A 20,442-nucleotide genomic window follows, 5' to 3' on the forward strand; every position below is an offset into this window, starting at 1 on the left:
CGCCCGCAGACAGACCGCCTAGACTGGCGCTGACCAGCACAAGTCCCCTGTACGGCCCCGGGCGTGCAGGCCAGCTGCCGAGGAGAAACGGTGCCCACGGTTCCCACGACACCCGCCGTACCCGCCCAGGCGGCGGGTACCCCGTCGGCCGTCGCGCCCGACGTCGCGCGGGACGCCCTGTCGGTGAACCTCAACAGGCGCCGCCTCGCCGGTGGTTGGAGCCTGCGCGAGCTGTCGGCCGCGACCGGCGTCAGCAAGGGGCTGCTCTCCCAGATCGAGCGCGCCGAGGCCAATCCGACGCTCGACGTGCTCCACCGCGTCGCGTCCGCGCTCGGCACCGACCCGGCGGAGCTGCTGCGGCGCTCCCTGCTGCCCCCGCACATCGTGCGCGCCGGTGAACTCGACGAGCCGGACGGCGAGACGAGCGTGAACCTGCTGTTCGCGACCCCCGGCCACGGCCGCACCGAGATCTACCGCTCCCGGCTGCACCCGCACTCGCAGAGCCAGCTCAGCTCGCACGGCGCAGGATCCGTGGAGTACGTGATGGTGGTGTCCGGCCGCGTGGACCTGGTCGTCGACGACGTACGCCACCAGTTGGAGGCGGGGGACAGCGCCCGCTTCGACGCCCGCGTCGGCCACTTCTACTCGACCCACGACGTCCCGGCCGTCACCCACAGCATCGTCGGCTACCCGATGAGCTGACTCCGCCGGCTCACGTCGCGGGCCGCGTCGGCCCGGCGACCGCGAGCCGCTGCACCCGCACCAGATCGGCCAGCGGGTCACGGGCGGACGACACCAGCGTGCCGCCGGCCTCGCGCACCGCCTGGGCGAGCCGCTCGGGCACGTCGCCGAACACCCACGTCACCTCCCCCTGCTGCCCCGGTCCGGCGGGCCGCGGACGGTACTCGGGCTCCTGATAGGCCTGCGCCCAGGTGCCCGCGTTGTCCCGCATCAGCTGCGCCGCCGCCTCCGCTATGCCATAGGTCCAGCCCGACCCGAGGAACGTGAACTGCCGCGCCCCGAGCAGCACTTGGGGCAGCGACTCCTCCATGGCCTCGTACGCGTCGTCGGTGGCGTCGTCCAGGTTCTCGCCCAGGTGCGCGCGGAGCAGCGCCAGCACGGTGGTGGGGAAGAGGGTGGCGATCGCCTCCGCGGGCTCGTCGGCGAAGTCCAGGCGCAGCGTGTGATCGGCGATGCCCGGCGCGTCGGGCGACGCGGTGAGGGCGACGCTGGGCACGCTGTCGTGCACCTTGCCGAGCAGCCGCTGCATCACCGGCGCCGTACCGGTGCGGGTGAGGGCCACGATGCGGTCGTACTCGCGGCCGTACAGGAACGCCGACGTGCTGAACGCGTCCGTCTCGCCGTGCCCCTCCGCCTCGCGCAGCGCCGCGTACGCCTGGGCCATCGCATACGACGCCCCGGACCCGATCACGGCCACCCGCTCACCGCGCCGGGGCAGCACCTCCCGGTGCCGCACGGCCAGTTCGGCGGCGCGCGTCCAGCAGTCGGGCTGCCCCTCGACCCCGTGGTCCGCCGACGGTGTGTCGCGGTCACTGTTCCTGTTCATGGCCCCCCCCGGGCTGTTCAGCGCAACTCACTCACCTGCGCGTTCTCTCCCAGGACGGTACTCGACGCGACCCGGCGCGTCCGTCGCGGGCCCGGTCCGGCCCGATGCGGACCGACGCACGTAGCATCGGCGTTCCACCGCCCGCAGCAGGACGACGTACGACGAGGCCGCATGCTGTCCGATCCCGCCCCCGACGCCCCCGTCATCGTGAGCGACGAGCCCGGCTCCTTCCCGCGCAGCGTGTTTCTCGACCGGCACCCGGCGCTGGTCCGACGGGTACTCGACGCCTTCCCGTACGGGCCCGGGCAGCGCCGGGCCCTCGACGCACTGCTGCGCGAGAGCACCCAGGGCGTGATCGAACCCCTCGCCGCCGACGCGCCGGACCGTGCGCGCTGGGACGCCTGGGGCGCGGCCGAGCACATCGGAGAGTCCTGGCTCGACGCGCCGTTCCTGTGGGCCGAGAGCTTCTTCTACCGCAAACTCCTCGACGCCGTCGGCTGGTTCGGCCCGGGCCCGTGGCAGGGCGTCGACCCGTTCCGGCCCTTCAAGCTGGCCGAACTGCACACCGCCGAGGCCGACGAGGAGCGTGCCGCCCTCGACCGGATCGCCGCCCGGCCCGCCGACGAACAGGCGGCGGCGCTGCTGCACGGCTCCCTGTGGGGCAACCGCGCCGACCTCGGCTTCCAAATGGGGGCCGACAAGGCCCAGGAAGGCGGGACCGGGTCGCCCGTGCTCGTGGACGACTCCGACGCCCTGTGGCGGCTGCTGCCCGCGGGGACGCCGAGCACGGTGTACCTGGTCGCCGACAACGCGGGCCGCGAACTCGTCCCCGACCTCCTCCTCGCTGACCATCTGCTGCGCCACGGCCGCGCGGCCCGCGTGGTGCTGCACGTCAAGCCGCACCCGTACTACGTCTCCGACGCCACGACCGCCGATGTGCTCGACGCGCTGCGGCATCTGACCGCCTCCGAGGCCCACGGCGCGGCGCACGCGGCGGGCACCCGGCTCTGGGCGGCGATGAGCGACGGCGTCCTCGAGGTGCGCGCCCACCCGTTCTCCTGCGCGCCGCTGCCGTACGCGGACATGCCCGACGACCTGCGCGCGGACTTCGCCGACGCCACGGTCACGCTCCTCAAGGGCGACCTCAACTACCGCCGCCTGGTGGGCGACCGGCTCTGGCCCGCGACCACACCGTTCGCCGAACGCACCGCGTACTTCCCCGGCCCGGTGGCCGCGCTGCGCACCCTGAAATCACAGGTGATCGTGGGCCTCGACGCGGGCACGGAGCGGGCGCTCGACGCGTCGGCCCCGGACGGCGCATGGCGCACCGCAGGAACGCACGCCGTGATCCAGGTCCGCCCGTGAACGACTGAACGTTCCCCCTCCCTCCGGCGTCCCAGGGCGGGACGGCGCACCGAGCGCCGTGCGGGGAGGGTGGTACGAGGATGATGCGGAACGCACTGCTCCGGGCGGCGCCGGCCGTCGTCGGGCTGCTGGCGCTCACGGCGTGCGGCACCGATGTGCCCGACGGACTGATCGTGAACAAGCCGTCGGCGGTGCCCGCGAGCCCGTACAGCGGGCCGCTGAAGGCGAAGACGCCCCAACAGGACGGCAAAGACAGCCCGTTGGAGGGCGGTGGCGCCGCCCTGCTGGCGCTGGAGTGCGGGGGCAAACCCCATGACGCGGGGTCCGTCGACGACGAGGGCTCGGGGGACGACGGGGCCGACTCGGCGGCCGAGGCGCTGGCCCGGCAGATGGGCAACGGGTCCGACGAGATGCCCGACCGCGGCTACCGGGCGGAGGCCCGCACCGGGCACCGCGTCCTGTACTCGTACGACGTCGCCGGCCGCACCCGGGCGGCCGTGATCGTGGCCGAGGACCGGCGCGGCTGGTTCGCGGAGACGCACGCGAGCTGCGACCCGTCGGAGTTCCGGGCCCGCGAGCGGGCCCGGCTCTCGATCTTCGTGTGGCAGGACACGCGGGGCCGGGCCGTATCCACCGCGAAGGTCGTCAGCTGGATGGGCGCCGAGCACTGCGACTGGCAGTCGGCGGAGTTCGTGACCCTCGACGGCGGCGACGACGGACGGCCGCGCGGACGGCAGTATCTCCGCGACCCCGAGGGCAAGTTGACCGACATCGACGGCCTGTCGTCGACGTACGCGAAGGACGTGGAGCTGCCCGCCGACGCCGTCGACACCGGCTACCGCCAGGACGGCCGGGAACTGTGGCTGGCCCGGGACAGGTCACACGCGTACGTGCGCGACGCCGACGGAACCGTGGAGCGCTGGCCGGGCCGGAAGGAGCCGGTGGGCTGCATGTAGGGGTCGCCTACCGGCTCGTTCATCTTTGGTTGCAGGTCCGGGGGCATCTCCAGGGGGCATCCGCCGGGATACGGTCCGAGCGGTTTCCCACACCGGAACCGGCTTTCGTCAATGAGGATTCGAGCCGATCGTGCCGTGCGGCGGCAGTTGACGGAGCCTGGCCAGGACAGTTCGAGGTGCCATGTCGACCACCGCTTCACCCGACTCGCCAGAAAGCCCCGAGATCGCCGAGATACCCGGGGCCGCAACGCCCCGGCGCGCGGCCGCCACCGTCGCGCTCGCCTGCGTCGGTGTCTTCGTCTCCTACCTGCCGGTCGTCGGTGTCTCCACCTCGCTGCCGGTGCTCCAGCAGGCGCTCGGCGCGTCCACCGTCGGCCTGCAGTGGATCACCGACGCGTTCATCCTGCCGACCGCCGCGCTCCTCCTGACCTGCGGGATGATCGGCGACCTCTACGGCCGCAAGAAGGTCTACCTGGCCGGACTCGTCCTCTCCGCGCTCGGCTGCCTGGTCTGTCTCACCGCGAACGGCGTCGCCCAGGTCTGCGCCGGGCAGGCGCTCACCGGGGTCGGCACCGCCGCCCTGCTCCCGTCGACCCTCGCCCTCATCAGCCGGGCCAGGCCCGCCCCGCGCGAACGCGCCACGGCGATCGCCCTGTGGACCGCCGCGCTGGGCCTCGGCCTCACCCTCGGCCCGCTGATCAACGGCCTGATCGTGGAGCACGCGAGCTGGCGCTGGATGTTCCTGCCCGCCCTGCTCGTCGCCGTGGTCACGGGTGTGACCGGCGCCTTCGTCCTCACCGAGTCCCGCTCCACCCGCGAACGCCACCTCGACATCCCGGGCCAACTCCTCGCGATCGTCGCCGTCACGGCCCTCGTCTACGGCGTCATCGAGGGCGGCAGCGCCGGCTGGGGCTCCACCGGGGCCGTCCTCGGGTTCGTGGTCGCGGCGCTCGCCCTGCCCGGCTTCGTCGTCGTCGAACTCCGCTCGCCCTGCCCGATGCTGGACATGCGGCTCTTCACGTCGCCGGCGTTCTCCGGCGCCGCGTTCGTCATGGCGCTGACCCTCTTCGCGCAGGTCGGTCTCGTCTTCGCGCTCAGCGAGTACTTCGGCCTCGTGCACCACGCCTCGACCTGGGACATCGGCCTGCGCCTGCTCGCCCTGAACGGCTTCACCGTCGTCCTCGGGCCGCTCGTCGGCCGGCTGATGCGACGCTCGACGCCACCCGGCCTGCTGCTCGTGTGCGGGCTCGTCGTCGGCGGCGTCGGCGCGCTGTGCGTCGGCCTGTTCCACGCGGACACCGGGACCGGCACCGCCGCCCTGGTCATCGCCGTCCTCGGCGTCGGCATCGCGCTCGCCATGGCGCCGATCACCACCATCGCGATGGACAGCCTGCCGGGGCGGCTCGCGAGCACGGCGGGCGCCGCCAACAGCGCGCTGCGCCAGATCGGCAGCGCGCTCGGCCCTGCCGTCTTCGGTGTCGTCCTCACCGAGCGCACCCTGTCCACACTGCCGGGCCATCTCGCCGACTCCGGCCTCGACCGGGCCGGACAGGGCCAGGTCTACGGCACGGTCTCCGACGTCGGCATCCAGGCGGGCGCCTTCCTCCACCTCGACTCGGGGCAGGACACCGCCCGCGCCCTCGCCGCGTACGGGGACAGCTTCACGGCGGCGCTGCACACCTGCGCCCTCGTCGGCGGTATCGGCATGCTGCTCGCCGCGGCCGTCGCCGCCGTCACCATCGGCGTACGGTCCAGGGCCGCGCACTGAGGCCGGGGGGACTACGGTCGAGGTGCACCTTGATCACCCCGCAGGACAGGAGACACCGTGTCCAAGCCCCCGCTTCCCGAAGCGGCCGTCACCATGCTGAGCGGCCCCAACCCCGCCACCGTCACCACGCTGCGTTCCGACGGTGCCCCCGTCTCCACCGCGACCTGGTACCTGTGGGAGGACGGCCGGATCCTGCTCAGCATGGACGAGGGCCGGGTGCGGCTGAAGCATCTGCGCCGGGACCCGCGGCTCACCCTCACCGTCCTCGACAAGGACGACTGGTACACCCACCTCAGCCTCATCGGGCGCGCGGTCGAGCTGCGCCCCGACGAGGGCCTGGCGGACATCGACCGGATCGCCCGGGTGTACACGGGCGGCCCCTACCCGGACCGGGTGCGCAGCCGGGTCACCGCCGTCATGGAGATCGAGCGGTGGCACGGGTGGGGCTCGTTCCGCGACAGCGACCAGGCCTCGACCTAGGGCCTGGACCGTCCCTACGGCACCCGTGCGGTCCATTCCTGGGTACCGAACTTCGTGCGGACGAGTTCCTCCGCCCGCGCCAGTTCGGCTCCGGTCACCGCGCCGTCGGTCAGCCCGTAGCGGCCCCGGAACGAGTCGATCATGCGGGCGATGACCTCCTCGCGCGGCAGCCCCGTCTGCCGGCGCAGGGGGTCGACCCGCTTCTTCGCGCTCTTCGTGCCCTTGTCGGAGAGCTTCTCGCGGCCGATGCGCAGTACCTCGACCATCTTGTCCGCGTCGATGTCGTAGGACATGGTCACGTGGTGCAGCACCGCTCCCCGCCCGGCGGCCACCCGCTTCTGGGCGGCGCCCGCGACCTTGCCGACGTCCGTCGCGATGTCGTTCAGCGGCTGGTACCAGGCCTTGATGCCCATGTCGGCGAGCGCGCCGAGCACCCAGTCGTCGAGATAGGCGTAACTGTCCTGGAAGGACAGCCCCGAGACCAGCGACTCGGGTACGGCCAGCGAGTACGTGATCGTGGACCTCGGCTCCGCGAACATGGCGCCGCCCCCCGAGATCCGGCGCACCACCTCGACCCCGTGCCGTGCCACGCCCTCCTGGTCCACCTCGTTGCGCAGCGACTGGAAGCTGCCGATGATCACCGCGGGGCGGTCCCACTCCCACACCCGCAGTGTCGGCGGGCGCTGCCCGAGCGCGACCTGCTCCACCATCACCTCGTCCAGGGCCATGTGCAGCACCGGGGACTGCGGGGCGTCGTGGATCAGCTGCCAGTCGAAGTCCCGCCAGTCCGTGGCGCGGGCCAGCGCGCGGCGCACCGCGGTGGCGACGCCCTCGGTGGTCAGGCCGAGCATGACCGTGCCCGGGGGCAGCGCCGCGTCGATCCTCGCGGCCAGCGCCGCCGTGTCCGCGTCGGCGGGGGCGCCCTCCAGCGCGGCGTCGATCGCGGGCAGCGCCTCGTCGGGTTCCAGGAAGAAGTCACCGCCGATCCGCACCCCGCTCAGGACGCCGTCGGCCTCCTCCACATCGGCCACGACCAGCTTGCCGCCGGGGATCTTGTACTCGCCGTGCACTGTGGGCCGCCTTCCACCGCGGGATTCTCCGATATCGGCCAACGCTAACCGGAAGCCGGACATTCCGGGGACGAGGGGCCGGGCGCGGCGGGTGGCCGGGGAGCGCCGCGCCCGGCCACACTGAGCGGCGCCGATGATCGAGTCGCACGGTGCGGACGCCCGTGCGGGACGCGCCGAGAAGCAAGGGGAAGACAGTGGCTGTGCCGGGTGGGGGCTGGGACGGGGTGGCGTGGGACTGGAGCGACCACGACGACATCCGGCGGCGGCTCGACGAGGGGGCGGATCCTGAGCGGTGGGGCCGCTGCAGGCCTCTCCACCGTGCGGCGGCCTTCGGCTCCCCGGAGGTCGTCGCGGAACTGGCCGGACGGGTCGCGGACGTGGACGCGCTGGAGGACGGCGTGACCGCGCTGTGGGAAGCCGTCATGTCCCGACGGTCGGAGAACGCGCGAGCGCTGGCGGCGGCCGGTGCCGACCCGTGGCGCCCGTCGTGGGGCGGATGGTCGCCCGGGAGACTGAGCCTCGCCGGTCCCGTCCCGGACCTGTTCGCGGCGCCGGCCGGTGAGTCCCTCACGGCCGCGCAGCACGCGCAGGCCGAGGAGGCCCGGCGGCTCACGGCGGCGCTCGGCACCTTCCACCACGAGGGCACGGGGCTGGCCTGCGTGCGGGGCATCGACGCGGCCGAGGCCGTCCGCCGCCTCGAAGCGACGCCCGCCGCCGACGACTTGATCGCCGACGTGCTGGAAGACCCGTACGACTGCGACTCCGAGGAGATCGAACTGCTTGTCGGCGTCACGTCCGTACCCGGCGGCTGCGTGGTGACCCAACCCTGGGGGTACGCCCCGCAGATGCCCGGCGTGCTGACCCGGCTGACCGCCGGAACGGTCGGCTACGGCCTCTACGCCAATCCCAAGAGCGGCAATCAGGGCAGCATCGCCCGCGACGGCCGGATCGAGGGCTCGGACCTGCACCCGGGCGGCGGACCGGACGCGACGGACACCCCCGAGGAGCTGTTCACCGCCTACCTGTATCAACACGACGCGGTGGCCTACTCGTGCGCGTACGCGGGACTGCGCCTCACCGACCGCCGCGCCGTGGTCGGACCGCCCGACGTCTGGGTGCATCTGCCGCCGCGTGATTACTGGCGGGCGAACCGGAAGCAGTCGGACAGCTGAACACCGGTGTTCTGCAAGAGCCTTGACGAATCCCGTGAGCGACCCGCGACAATCTGTTGCGTCACGTTGCTTTCTGGTGAATCGTGTTCGCTCCGAGGAGGCTGCCCCGCCATGTCCGTCACCCGCAGAACCGTGCTGGCCGCCGGTGCGGCCACTCCGCTGGCCGGGGCGCTCGCCGCGCCCGCCGCCTCCGCCGCGACGGCCGACCGCACCGGCGTCGCAGGCCGCCGCACCGTCGACCTCGCGGACGGCTGGCGGTTCGCGCTCGTCAGCCTCGACGGCATCACCGACCCGACCGGCGCCTACGACGGCGCGGAGCGGCCGGAGTTCGACGACGGGAAGTGGCGGACGGTCGCCGTCCCGCACGACTGGAGCATCGAGCAGACCCCGACCACCGCGCACAACACCACGAGCGGCACCGGCTTCCTGCCCGGCGGACTCGGCTGGTACCGCAAGCGGTTCACGGTGCCGCGCGGCAGTGCGGGGCAGCGGATCTCCGTCGAGTTCGACGGCGTCTACATGGACGCCGACGTGTACGTGAACGGCGAACGGGTCGGCAACCACCCCTACGGGTACACCGGCTTCGCCCACGACATCACGGATCTGCTGCACCTGGACGGCACGACCGCCAACGTCCTCGCCGTCCTGGTCCGCAACCGGCTGCCCAGCAGCCGCTGGTACTCCGGCAGCGGCATCTACCGGGGCGTCCGTCTCGTCGTGACCGAGCCGGTGCACGTGGCCCGCTGGGGCACCGCCGTGACCACCCCCGGCCTGGCGGACACCCTCAAGAAGGGGTACGCCACCGTCGACGTCCGCACGGACGTCGTCAACGCGTCGGGCGCGGCCCGGGACGTCACCGTCGTCTCCACCGTGCGCGACGCCAAGGGCCGCCGGGTCGCCCGCACCGAGTCCGTCCTCGACGCGGTGGCGCCCGGCGGCGACCCGAAGACGGCTCACCATCAACTCACCCTGAAAAAACCGCAGTTGTGGTCCATCGAGACGCCGGGGCACCGCTACACGCTCGTCACCGACCTGCGCGTGGGCGGCGCCACCGTCGACACCTACCGCACCCGCTTCGGCGTCCGGCACGCGACCTTCGACCCGGCCGACGGCTTCGCGCTCAACGGCACGTACGCCAAGGTCAAGGGCGTCGACCTGCACCACGACCTCGGCGCGCTCGGCTCCGCCGTCCACCCGGACGCGGTGCGCCGCCAGTTGAGCATCATGAAGTCGATGGGCGTCAACGCCCTGCGCACCTCGCACAATCCGCCCGCGCCCGAGGTGATCGAGGCGTGCGAGGACCTCGGCATCATCATGCTCGTCGAGGCGTTCGACTGCTGGCGCACCGGCAAGAACACCTACGACTACGGCCGGTTCTTCGACGCGCACAGCGACGACGACATCGCCGAGATGGTGCGCGCGGCCCGCAACTCACCGGCCGTCGTCATGTGGTCCATCGGCAACGAGATCCCCGACTCCACCCGTACCGAGGGCATCGCCATCGCGCAGCGCCTCGTCGCGGACATCAAGGCCATCGACACGACGCGGCCGGTCGTCATCGGCTCCGACAAGTACCGCTCGCTGCCCGCCGCGGGCTCGCCCGCCGACCAGATCCTCGGGCTGCTCGACGGCCTCGGCCTCAACTACAACACCGCCGCCTCGGTCGACGCGCTGCACGCCCGCTACCCGCACCTGTTCCTCTTCGAGTCCGAGTCGTCGTCGCAGACGTCGAGCCGGGGCACGTACGAGGAGCCGCAGCATCTCAACACCGGCGAGAACCAGACACCCGGCAGGCGCGCCACCTCCTCCTACGACAACAACCTCGCCTCCTGGACGATGAGCGGCGAGTACGGCCACAAGAAGGACCGCGACCGGCGCTGGTTCACCGGCCAGTTCCTCTGGTCCGGCATCGACTACATCGGCGAGCCCACCCCGTACGACGTGTTCCCGGTGAAGGCGTCGTTCTTCGGCGCGGTCGACACCGCCGGCTTCCCCAAGGACATGTACCACCTCTTCCGCAGCCAGTGGGTGGCCGAGCCGATGGTGCATCTGCTCCCCATGGACTGGACCTCCCACAAGGCGGGGGAGGAGGTGGAGGTCTGGGCGTACGCGAACGTGGCCGAGGTCGAGCTGTTCCTCAACGGCCGCTCGCTGGGCGTGCGTTCCTTCGACGCGAAGAAGACCGAGGACGGCCGGGCCTACCTGGAGACGACGGAGGCGACCGGCGACGACAAGACCGTCACCGGCGGCCCCTACCCGGGCAGCTACACCTCGCCGACCGGCAGCGCGGGCAAGCTGCACCTGACGTGGAAGGTGCCCTTCGCCGCCGGTGAGCTGAAGGCCGTCGCGCGGAAGGGCGGCAAGGCCGTCGCCACGGACGTGCTGCGCACCGCCGGGCCAGCGCACGAGGTGCGGCTGACCACCGACCGCGCGTCGGTCGCCGCCGACGGCCGGTCGCTGGTGTTCGTGACGGCGGAGGTCGTGGACGCCAAGGGCGTCGTCGTGCCCGACGCCGAGCACCTGCTGGAGTTCGACGTCTCCGGCGGCCTGCTGGCCGGAGTCGACAACGGCCGGCAGGAGAGCGCCGAGCGCTACCAGGCCAGCACCCGCACCGCCTGCCACGGTCTGGCCCTCGCGATCGTCAGGGCCGGCACGAAGCCGGGCCGCCTCACCGTCACCGCCGCCGCGGCCGGGCTGAAGACCGGAAAGGTGTCCGTCCGCGTGACAGGGCCCGCTGGCGGCCCCGTGACCCCGCGCGAACCGTTCGCCCCCGACCCGGGCCCGGACGCGCCCAAGTACCCCCTCGCGGACGCCAGTTACTCGGGTGCGACGACCACCCTGCCCGCAGGGATGCTCGACGGGGACCCGGCCACCCAGTGGTCCAACGCCTTCCAGAAGTCCGCGACCGCCCTGCTGCCCGCCTTCAACGGAGCCCGGGCCGCCGACTGGGTGTCCGTCGCCTGGGAGCAGGAGCGGACCGTCGGCCGCGTCGAGGTTTCCTTCACCGTCGACGCCAAGCACTCCCTGCCCCAGGCGGTCGAGGTGTCCGCCTGGGACGGCGGGCGGTACGTCGCCGTGCCCGACGCCGACATCGCCTGGGCCAACGCCTCCGGCGAACCGACGGTCATCACCTTCGACGCGGTCCGCACCCGCCGGATCCGCCTCGGCCTCACCAGCCGGCATCCGGGAGCCGTCGAGGGCGCCCTCGGCATCGTCGCCCTCGACGTGGCGGAGTCGTGACACCCGACGGGCGCTAGCCTGCCCGCCCGGTGCCGAGCTCCAGGGCGACGGCCTGTGCGAGGAGGGCCCGCGCGCGCTCCAGCGTGGTCGAGCCGGACAGCCAGCGCATGCTCAGGCCCTCCACCTGTGCGGTGAGCCGTTCCGCCGCCGCCGCGGAGTCGATGCCGGTGGCGACCTGGCCGGCCGCCTTCGCCCCGTCGATCAGGCCGGCCAGGTCCGCCACCCAGCGGGCGGTCGCGGCGGCGAGCTGTTCACGCAGCTCGGCGTCGAAGACGGCGGTGGCGCGCAGCTCGCCCCACGCGGCGCTGTTCTCCCGCACCTCCGCGTCGTCCTGGAGCTCCAGACGCAGCATCTGCGAGAGCTGGGCCAGGGGATCGGCGTCGGCGTCGAAAGCCGCGTCGGTGTAGTGGACGGCCCGTTCGTTGATGAACTCCAGCGTCCGGCGCAGCAGCCCCGTGCGGTCGGAGTAGTGGTAGTAGATCAGCGCGGTGGAGACCTTGGCCTCGGCCGCGACCCGCTCCACCCGCAGACCGCGCACACCGCGCCGGGCGATCAGCCGGGCGGCCGCCTGGAGGATCCGGGTGGGCTTGTCGGACATCGCGAGGGGCTCCTGTTCATGACGCGCTGCTGACCGCTTCGGGTCCGTTCAGATCATGCCTTACGATCGTCCTGACTGAAATTTCAGTCAGGAATGCTGGAGGATGATGGTGCGCATGTCCAGGAGGCAGTCGCTGCGGGCCGCGACGGGGGCGGCCGTGGGCGCCGCACTCGCGGGCGCGCTCGGCGCCTGCACGTCGCGCGGCGCCGCGCAGGCCTCGGCCGCGGGCGGCGAGCGGTGGCGGATGCCCGACGAGGCGCACCCGCACCACGCGACCTACATGTCCTGGCCCACCCGGCGGATCTGGGGCTCCGACATCGACGGCGTGCGCGCCGACATCGCGGGGATCGCGCGGGCCGTCGCCGCGTTCGAGCCGGTGGCGCTCCTGGCCAACGACGAAGATGTCACGGCCGCCCGGAAGGCGTGCGGCTCGGGCGTGGAGGTCGTGCCGACGCCGGTCGACGACCTGTGGGTGCGTGACACCGGGCCCACGTTCGTCCTCGGCGACCGCGGCCGGCGCACGGCCGGCGTCGACCTGCGCTTCAACGGCTGGGGGAAGAAGCAGACCCACGGGCGCGACAGCAAGGTCGCCGCACGGATCCTCGCCGACGAGGAACTGCCCAGGATCGTGGCGCCCGTCGTGGGGGAGGGCGGCTCGATCGAGACCGACGGCGCGGGCACGCTGATGGCGACCGAGAGCTCCCTGGTCAACGCCAACCGGAACCCCGGCAGGTCCCGCGACGACATCGAGGCCGCGCTGAAGAAGCTGTTCGGCGTCACCGAGGTGATCTGGGTGAAGGGCGTCAAGGGGCAGGACATCACCGACTACCACATCGACGCCCTGGCCCGGTTCGCAGAGCCCGGCGTCGTGGTGATGAGCACCCCGGACGCGCAGGCACCGGACGACGTGTGGACCCGCGCCTACGACCAGGCCCACCGGGTCATCGGCGCCGCGACCGACGCGCGCGGCAAGCGCCTGGAGATCGTCGCGCTGCCCGAGCCCGTCGACATCGGCCGCCGCGGCGCGGACTTCCTGGCCAGTTACGTCAACTACTACGTGGTCAACGGCGGCGTCGTCATGCCGCGCTTCGGCGACCGGCGTGCCGACCGGGACGCCGCAGCCATCGTGCGCGACCTGTACCCGGGCCGCGAGATCGTACAGGTCTCCGTCGACACGCTCGGCGAGGGCGGCGGGGGCATCCACTGCTCGACGCAGCAGTTGCCGCGCGCCCAGGGCGTGTGACGTGAGGGCAAAGCGGGACCGATAACTTCCACGAGTATTCCGGTAACGTCGACGCAACCTAGAGCCGCTTCCCATGGCTGTCAATGGGTGTCACACGCTGGGGAGTTGGCCGAGGGCTTGACCAGCGGACCGCGGTGGCATGTCCTACGGTTTTCCGAAAGGCGTCCGGATATTTTTCGGGCGGAGTTGTCGACGGAGGTGGGGAACGTGGCCGGGGAAGGCGCCCAGCGCAGGACAGTCACGCAGCGCCCGGACGGGCCGGCCAAGGTGACGATCACCGATATCGCACGGGAGGCCGGGGTGTCCGTGCCCACCGTCTCCCGTGTGGTGAACGGACGCTCCGACGTCTCGCCCGCCACCCGGGCCCGCGTCGAGGACCTGCTGCACCGGCACGGCTACCGGCGCCGCCCGGGCGCGCCCGGCGACCGCGCCGCCCTGCTCGACCTGGTCTTCAACGACCTGGACAGTCCCTGGGCCGTCGAGATCATCCGGGGTGTGGAGGAGGTCGCGCACGAGCAGGGTGTCGGCACCGTCGTCTCCGCGATCCACGACCGGGCGGGCGACGCGCACCAGTGGATGACCAATCTGCGGGCCCGCGCCTCGGACGGCGTGATCCTCGTGACGTCCGTCCTCGAACCGGGCCTGCACGACGAACTGCGGCGCCTGGGCGTGCCGTTGGTGGTGATCGACCCGGCCGGCTCGCCCACCTCGGAGATGCCGACGGTCGGCGCGACCAACTGGGCGGGCGGCATGTCCGCGACCGAGCACCTGCTGGCGCTCGGGCACCGCAGGATCGGCTTCATCGCGGGACCGCCCCGGCTGCTGTGCTCGCGGGCCCGCCTCGACGGCTATCGCGCCGCGCTCGACGTGGCGGGCGTACCGGTCGACGACGACCTGATCGTGCCCGGCGACTTCTACCACGAGTCCGGCTTCACCGGCGCCGACCACCTGCTCGATCTCCCCACACCGCCGACCGCGGTCTTCGCCTCCAGCGACCAGATGGCGCTCGGCGCGATCGAGGCGCTGCGCCGGCGCGGTCTGCGGGTGCCCGAGGACATGAGCGTCGTCGGCTTCGACGACCTGCCGGAGGTCCGCTGGTCCTCGCCGCCGCTGACGACGGTCCGCCAACCCCTGTCCGACATGGGGAAGTTGGCCGCCCGCGCCGTGCTCGATCTGGCGCGCTCCGTCGCACCCGCCGCGCCGCGCGTGGAGCTGGCGACGGAACTCGTGGTCAGGGCCAGTACGGCGGTGCCGCGCACGGCCTGAGTCGCGGATCCCGCCACCGGGGGTGTCAACAACCCGTTTTGTTAAGGGCGTTGACACCCCCGTCGCATGCCCGTAACTTCCGTGGCCATCTCCCGATAATTTTCGGATCACTTCCGGAAGGTGTGCCATGCCAGCCTCGGATGTCTCTCGTTTCTCCCGCCGCCGCTTCCTCGGTGCGGTCTCCGTCGCCGGTCTGGGCACCGCGGTGCTCACGGCCTGCGGCGGATCCGACTCCGGCAGCACGGACAGCAAGGGCAGGACCGTCTTCGAGTGGTGGCACATCCAGACGAGCGAACCCGGCAAGAGCCTGTGGGCCGAGCAGGCCAAGGCGTTCGAGAAGGCGCACCCGGACATCCGGGTCAAGATCGTGGCGCTGGAGAACGACGCGTTCAAGTCGAAGATGACCGCCCTGACGGGTTCGGGCAAGCTGCCCGACCTGTACAACACCTGGGGCGGCGGCGTGCTGAAGCAGCAGGTGGACGCCGGTCTTGTCGAGGACATCACCGACCAGGTCAAGGACTGGATCGACGAGCTGGTGCCCGCGTCCCGCGAGGCCTATGAGTTCGACGGCAGGACCTACGCCGTTCCGAACGACATCGGCGCCGTCGGCTTCTGGTACAACAAGGCGCTCTTCGAGAAGGCGAAGATCCAGGCTCCGCCGGCCACTTGGTCCGAGCTCCTCGACGCGGTCAAGAAGCTCAAGTCCGCCGGGATCACGCCGATCGCCCTCGGCGGCAAGGAGAAGTGGCCCGGGATGTACTACTGGGCGTACCTGGCGATCCGCATCGCGGGCATCGACGGCATGCAGAAGGCCGCCGACGCCAAGGACTTCACCGGCGACGCGTTCGTCAAGGCGGGCGAGCACCTCAAGGAGCTCGCCGACCTCGCCCCGTTCCAGAAGGGCTTCCTCGGCGCCGCGTACTCCGGGCCCACCGGACAGGCCGCCACCATGGGCAACGCCAAGGCGGCGATGGAGCTGATGGGCCAGTGGGCGCCCCGCGAGGAGGCGGCCCAGGGCAAGGGCCTCGGCGACGACCTCGGCTTCTTCCCGTTCCCCGCCGTCGACGGCGGCCCGGGCAAGTCCACCGACGTGTTCGGCGGAGGCGGCGGTTACGCGGTGCGCAAGGGCGGACCCAAGGAGGCCGTCGAGTTCCTCAAGTTCTTCGTCGGCGCCGAGGCCAACCGCAAGGAGGTCAAGGGCGGGGTGCTCCCGGTGAACAAGGCCGCCCAGGACGCGCTCGACGACCCCAACCTCAAGGCCGTACTCGACCTGCTCAACAAGTCGACCGGCTTCCAGCTCTACCTCGACCAGGCCTACCCGCCCGCCGTCGGCCAGGAGGTCAACGACTCGGTGGCCGCGCTCCTCGCGGGCTCCAAGTCCCCCGAGCAGGTGGCCCGTTCCATCACCCAGGTCGCCAAGAGCCAGTAGATGACGATGACTTCCTCCACCCACACCGAGGACCAGCGCCCCGCCGTGACCAAGGAGCCGCAGGCCGCTCAGGAGGGGAACCGGCGGCCCCTGGCCCGGCGGGCGCGCGACTGGCTGACCGCCTTCCTCTTCACCGTCCCCGGCCTGATCCTCTTCGCCGTGTTCGTGATCGTCCCGATCCTGTACGCGGCATACGTCTCCCTGTTCAACTGGGGCGGCTTCGGCTCGCCCTCGGACTTCGCGGGCCTCGACAACTTCACCCGCCTCTTCCAGGACCCCGTCTTCCTCGGCGACCTGTGGCGCGGGCTGCTCCTGGTCGTCCTCTCGCTCGGCCTGCAACTGCCGTTCGCGCTCGCCATGGCCGTGCTCCTCAACCAGAAGCTGCGCGGCCGCGCCGTCTACCGGATGCTGTTCTTCGTCCCGTACGTGCTGTCGGAGGTCATCACCGGCGTCCTGTTCAGCATGATCTTCGCGCCGGACAGCGGACTCGCCGACAAGGTGCTCGGCTCGGTCGGCCTCGACGGGGCGGGCGGTCTGTGGTTCTCCGGCCAGAACACCGTCATGGCCACCCTCTTCCTGGTCATGACCTGGAAGTACTTCGGCTTCCACATGATGCTCTACCTGGCCGGCCTGCAAGGCATCCCGCCCGAACTCGCCGAGGCCGCCCGCATCGACGGCGCGAACGCCTGGCAGCGCTTCCGCAACGTCACCCTGCCGCTGCTCGGCCCCACGCTCAGGATGAGCGTCTTCCTGTCCGTGATCGGCGCGATCCAGCTCTTCGACCTGGTGTGGGTCGCCACCCAGGGCGGGCCCGACCACCACTCCGAGACGATGGCCGTCACCATGTTCCAGTTCGGCTTCAAGCGCTACCAGATGGGCTATGCCAGCGCGATCTCCATCGTCATGTTCCTCATCAGCCTCGTCTTCGCGGTCATCTACCAGCGCTATGTGCTGCGCCGCGACACCGAAGGCGCCCTCACGAACATGCGAGGTGCCCGATGACCGTACAGACCGCACCGGCGGCCGCCCCCGTGACCGTGACAGCGCGGGCCGCCGCACGCCGGCGCAGGCTGCGCTCGGTCCCGCTGTACGTGACCGTGTGGGTGATCGGCGTCGTCATGGTGACGCCGCTGCTCTACGCCCTCGTCTCCGGCTTCAAGTCCACCGACCAGCTCTCCGGGAACACCTTCGGCCTGCCCTCGCCGTGGGTGGTCGGCAACTACACGTCGATCCTTGAGGACAGCGCGTTCTGGCGGGCCCTCGGCTCGTCGACGCTGATCGCCGTCGGCACGACCGCCCTGACGGTCGGCGCGGCCGCCCTCGCCGCCTTCTCGCTCGCCCGGTTCGCCTTCCGCGGCCGGGAGTTCCTCTTCACGCTGTTCACCGTCGGCCTGATGTTCCCGTTCGCCGTCGCGATCCTGCCGCTGTTCGTCCTGCTGCGCACCTTCGGCCTGCTCGACAACCCGTGGGGCGTGATCCTGCCGCAGGCCGCGTTCGGTCTGCCCATGACCGTCGTCATCCTGCGCAACTTCTTCCGGGAGATCCCCGGCGAACTGGAGGAGGCGGCCACCCTCGACGGCTGCTCGGCCTTCGGCTTCTTCTGGCGGATCCTGCTGCCGATGGCCCGGCCCGCGCTCGGCACCGTCTCCGTCCTGGCCGTCGTGACCAGCTGGAACAACTTCCTGCTGCCGCTGCTGGTGTTCAGCGAACCCACCTGGTGGACGATCCCCGTCGGAGTCCAGCAGTTCCAGGGCCAGTACTCGGCCGACACCGCCCGCGTCTTCGCGTACCTCGTCCTGTCCATGGTGCCCGCACTCGCCTTCTACGCGGTCGCCGAACGGCAGCTGATCGGCGGCATCACGATGGGCGCGACCAAGGGCTGACCCGCGCCGACGAGCCGCCGTCCCCCGCACATCCCGTACCTGAGGAGTTCCATGGCCGAGCCCTGGCAGGACACCGCACTGCCCGCCCACGTCCGGGCGGCGGACCTGCTCGCCCGGATGACCCCCGAGGAGAAGGCCGCCCAGCTGTCCAGCGTGTGGCTCGGCACCGAACCCGACACCGACAGCGGCGCCGTCGAGGTCGCACCGGGACAGCACGCCTACGCGGACCGCAGCGCCGCCCTCGACGGCCTGCTGCCGTACGGGCTCGGGCACCTGACCCGCCCCTTCGGCACCGTGCCCGTCGAACCGGGCGAGGGCGCCGCCCGCCTCGCCGCCCTCCAGCGCACGATCCGGGCGGGCAACCGCTTCGCCCTGCCCGCACTCGCCCACGAGGAGTGCCTCACCGGATTCACCGCCTGGCAGGCCACCGTCTTCCCGACGCCGCTGGCCTGGGGCGCCACCTTCGACCCGGCCCTCGTCACCGACATGGCCCAGGCGATCGGTACGTCGATGCGCGCGGTCGGCATCCACCAGGGACTCGCGCCCGTCCTCGACGTCGTACGGGATCCGCGCTGGGGCCGCACCGAGGAGTCCATCGGCGAGGACCCGTACCTCGTCGGCACCATCGGCACCGCCTACGTCCGCGGTCTGGAGGCCGCCGGCATCGTCGCGACCCTGAAGCACTTCGCCGCCTACTCGGCCTCCCGCGCCGCCCGCAACCACGCGCCCGCCTCGGTCGGGCCCCGCGAACTCGCCGACGTGCTGCTGCCGCCGTTCGAGATGGCGGTCCGCGACGGCGGCGCCCGGTCCGTGATGCCCGCCTACAACGACATCGACGGTGTCCCGGGACACGCCAACACCGCACTGCTCACCCAACTGCTTCGCGATACATGGCAGTTCACCGGCACCGTCGTCTCCGACTACTTCGGCCTGTCGTTCCTGGAATCCGCCCACCGGATCGCGGAGTCCGCGACGGACGCCGCCCGGCTCGCCCTCACGGCCGGTGTCGACGTGGAACTGCCGGCCGGCCGCTGCGTCGACGTCACCGACCGGCCCGCCGACGCGCTCCTGGACCGGGCGGCGCTGCGCGTCCTGACCCAGAAGTGCGAACTCGGGCTGCTCGACCCGGACTGGGAACCGGTCACCGGCGACACCCCCGTCGACCTGAACCCGCCGCACATGCGGGACCTGGCCCGGCGCCTCGCCGAGGAATCGGTGGTCCTGCTCGCCAACGACACCGGGATCCTGCCGCTGCCCACCGCCCCGCGCCTCGCCGTCGTCGGCCCGCTCGCGGACGAGCAGGCGGCGATGCTCGGCTGCTACACGTTCCCCCGGCACGTCGGCGTCAACCATCCCGAACTCCCCCCGGGCGTCGAGGTGCCGACCCTCGCCGAGGCGCTGCGCGCGGAACTGCCCGACGCCGTGTTCGTCACCGACCCGGCGGACGCGGACATCTGCCTCGCCGTGGTCGGCGACCGCTCGGGCCTCTTCGGGCGCGGCTCGTCGGGGGAGGGCTGCGACGCGGCCGACCTCGAACTCCCCTACGGACAGGGCGGGATACTCGACGACGCGCTCGCCTCGGGGACGCCCACCGTCGTCGTCGTGCTCAGCGGCCGGCCCTACGCCCTCGGCCGCTGGGCCGACCGGGCCGCCGCCGTCGTCCAGGCGTTCTTCCCCGGCCAGGAGGGCGGCGCCGCCGTCGCCGGAGTCCTGTCCGGCCGCGTCGACCCGTCCGGACGGCTCCCCGTCGGCGTACCGCGCCGTCCCGGCGGCCAGCCCGCCCCGTACCTGGCACCGCCGCTCGGCCGCCACGGCGACCCCAGCAACGTGGACCCGACACCGCTGCACCCCTTCGGGCACGGCCTGTCGTACACGACGTTCCGCTGGGACGCCCCGCACTGCGACAGCCCCGAACTCGCCACCGACGGCGAGACGACACTGCGCCTCACCGTCCACAACACCGGCGACCGGCCCGGCACCGAGATCGTCCAGCTCTACCTGCACGACCCCGTCGGCACCGTGGCCCGCCCCGAGGTCCGGCTCGTCGGCTACGCCCGGGTGCCGCTCGACGCCGGGGCGAGCGCCGAGGTGCACGCCACCTTCCCGGCCGACCTCGCCGCGTACACCGGCGCCGACGGCCGCCGCACCGTCGAACCCGGCGCCCTGGAACTGCGCGTCGCGGCTTCCGCCGAGCACGTCCATCACATCGTGCCGCTCACCTTGACGGGTGCGGTGCGCGAGGTCGGGCACGAGCGCCGGATGCGGTGCGAGATGCGCGTCAAGTGACGGGGTTACCAGGTCTGTTCAGCGGGCGCGCCACCGTCGTGGCTGGTCGCGGGGGGGTCCCCCCCCCCCCCCCCCAAGAAAAACAACCCCCCCCGGAGCGGGAAAAGGGCGCGAAAAAG

The 20,442-nt window shown here is 72.2% G+C and carries 16 protein-coding genes; 13 read left to right on the forward strand and 3 right to left on the reverse strand.

Features of this window, described 5'->3' with window-relative positions:
• Positions 1 to 90: 90 nt before the first annotated feature.
• Positions 91 to 702, forward strand: coding sequence for a helix-turn-helix domain-containing protein (locus tag ACFVDP_RS14935; RefSeq protein ID WP_383488855.1), 612 nt, complete (start codon positions 91 to 93; stop codon positions 700 to 702).
• A 10-nt stretch (positions 703 to 712) separates the two neighbouring features.
• On the opposite strand, the gene ACFVDP_RS14940 is transcribed toward ACFVDP_RS14935, so the two are convergent.
• The gene (locus tag ACFVDP_RS14940; RefSeq protein WP_383488858.1) at positions 713 to 1,567 is read right to left on the reverse strand and encodes an SIS domain-containing protein; all 855 of its coding nucleotides are present in this window, start codon (positions 1,565 to 1,567) and stop codon (positions 713 to 715) included.
• Positions 1,568 to 1,738: 171 nt separating this feature from the next.
• On the opposite strand from ACFVDP_RS14940, the gene ACFVDP_RS14945 reads away from it, so the two are divergent.
• The 4 genes from ACFVDP_RS14945 (at position 1,739) to ACFVDP_RS14960 (ending at position 6,136) form a co-directional block, all read left to right on the forward strand.
• The gene (locus tag ACFVDP_RS14945) at positions 1,739 to 2,932 is read left to right on the forward strand and encodes a damage-control phosphatase ARMT1 family protein (RefSeq protein WP_383488861.1); all 1,194 of its coding nucleotides are present in this window, start codon (positions 1,739 to 1,741) and stop codon (positions 2,930 to 2,932) included.
• An 80-nt stretch (positions 2,933 to 3,012) separates the two neighbouring features.
• Complete coding sequence (locus ACFVDP_RS14950) at positions 3,013 to 3,888, forward strand: hypothetical protein (RefSeq protein ID WP_383488864.1); 876 nt, start codon at positions 3,013 to 3,015, stop codon at positions 3,886 to 3,888.
• A gap of 181 nt (positions 3,889 to 4,069) precedes the next feature.
• Entirely contained in the window at positions 4,070 to 5,656 is a 1,587-nt protein-coding gene (locus ACFVDP_RS14955) for an MFS transporter (RefSeq protein ID WP_383488867.1), read from the forward strand.
• Positions 5,657 to 5,713: 57 nt separating this feature from the next.
• A complete protein-coding gene (locus tag ACFVDP_RS14960) occupies positions 5,714 to 6,136 on the forward strand; it encodes a PPOX class F420-dependent oxidoreductase (RefSeq protein ID WP_383488870.1) in 423 nt (140 codons plus the stop codon).
• Positions 6,137 to 6,150: 14 nt separating this feature from the next.
• Here ACFVDP_RS14960 and ACFVDP_RS14965 read toward each other — a convergent pair whose 3' ends face one another.
• Positions 6,151 to 7,206, reverse strand: a complete 1,056-nt coding sequence (locus ACFVDP_RS14965; protein WP_383488873.1) for a biotin/lipoate A/B protein ligase family protein — start codon at positions 7,204 to 7,206, stop codon at positions 6,151 to 6,153.
• A gap of 194 nt (positions 7,207 to 7,400) precedes the next feature.
• On the opposite strand from ACFVDP_RS14965, the gene ACFVDP_RS14970 reads away from it, so the two are divergent.
• On the forward strand, positions 7,401 to 8,378 hold the full coding sequence (locus ACFVDP_RS14970) for an ankyrin repeat domain-containing protein (RefSeq protein WP_383488876.1): 978 nt from the start codon (positions 7,401 to 7,403) through the stop codon (positions 8,376 to 8,378).
• A gap of 111 nt (positions 8,379 to 8,489) precedes the next feature.
• Positions 8,490 to 11,618 carry a glycoside hydrolase family 2 TIM barrel-domain containing protein gene (locus ACFVDP_RS14975; protein WP_383488879.1) on the forward strand — a complete coding sequence of 1,043 codons (3,129 nt, stop codon included), beginning with the start codon at positions 8,490 to 8,492 and terminating at the stop codon, positions 11,616 to 11,618.
• A gap of 13 nt (positions 11,619 to 11,631) precedes the next feature.
• On the opposite strand, the gene ACFVDP_RS14980 is transcribed toward ACFVDP_RS14975, so the two are convergent.
• A complete protein-coding gene (locus tag ACFVDP_RS14980) occupies positions 11,632 to 12,216 on the reverse strand; it encodes a TetR/AcrR family transcriptional regulator (RefSeq protein WP_383488882.1) in 585 nt (194 codons plus the stop codon).
• Positions 12,217 to 12,331: 115 nt separating this feature from the next.
• Between ACFVDP_RS14980 and ACFVDP_RS14985 the strand changes: the two genes are divergently transcribed.
• From ACFVDP_RS14985 to ACFVDP_RS15010, 6 genes are all read left to right on the forward strand, one after another.
• Positions 12,332 to 13,459, forward strand: a complete 1,128-nt coding sequence (locus tag ACFVDP_RS14985; RefSeq protein ID WP_383488885.1) for an agmatine deiminase family protein — start codon at positions 12,332 to 12,334, stop codon at positions 13,457 to 13,459.
• A gap of 207 nt (positions 13,460 to 13,666) precedes the next feature.
• Positions 13,667 to 14,725, forward strand: coding sequence for a LacI family DNA-binding transcriptional regulator (locus ACFVDP_RS14990; protein ID WP_383488888.1), 1,059 nt, complete (start codon positions 13,667 to 13,669; stop codon positions 14,723 to 14,725).
• A 127-nt stretch (positions 14,726 to 14,852) separates the two neighbouring features.
• Positions 14,853 to 16,154, forward strand: coding sequence for an extracellular solute-binding protein (locus ACFVDP_RS14995; protein WP_383488891.1), 1,302 nt, complete (start codon positions 14,853 to 14,855; stop codon positions 16,152 to 16,154).
• On the forward strand, positions 16,155 to 17,156 hold the full coding sequence (locus tag ACFVDP_RS15000; protein ID WP_383488894.1) for a carbohydrate ABC transporter permease: 1,002 nt from the start codon (positions 16,155 to 16,157) through the stop codon (positions 17,154 to 17,156).
• A gap of 116 nt (positions 17,157 to 17,272) precedes the next feature.
• Positions 17,273 to 18,037 (forward strand): carbohydrate ABC transporter permease, encoded by a 765-nt coding sequence (locus tag ACFVDP_RS15005; protein WP_383489552.1) that lies wholly within the window; start codon positions 17,273 to 17,275, stop codon positions 18,035 to 18,037.
• 51 nt (positions 18,038 to 18,088) lie between these two features.
• Positions 18,089 to 20,323 (forward strand): glycoside hydrolase family 3 N-terminal domain-containing protein, encoded by a 2,235-nt coding sequence (locus ACFVDP_RS15010; protein WP_383488897.1) that lies wholly within the window; start codon positions 18,089 to 18,091, stop codon positions 20,321 to 20,323.
• The last annotated feature ends 119 nt before the right edge of the window (positions 20,324 to 20,442 follow it).

The sequence above is a fragment of the Streptomyces sp. NPDC057694 genome (genome assembly GCF_042799415.1).
Lineage (GTDB): Bacteria > Actinomycetota > Actinomycetes > Streptomycetales > Streptomycetaceae > Streptomyces.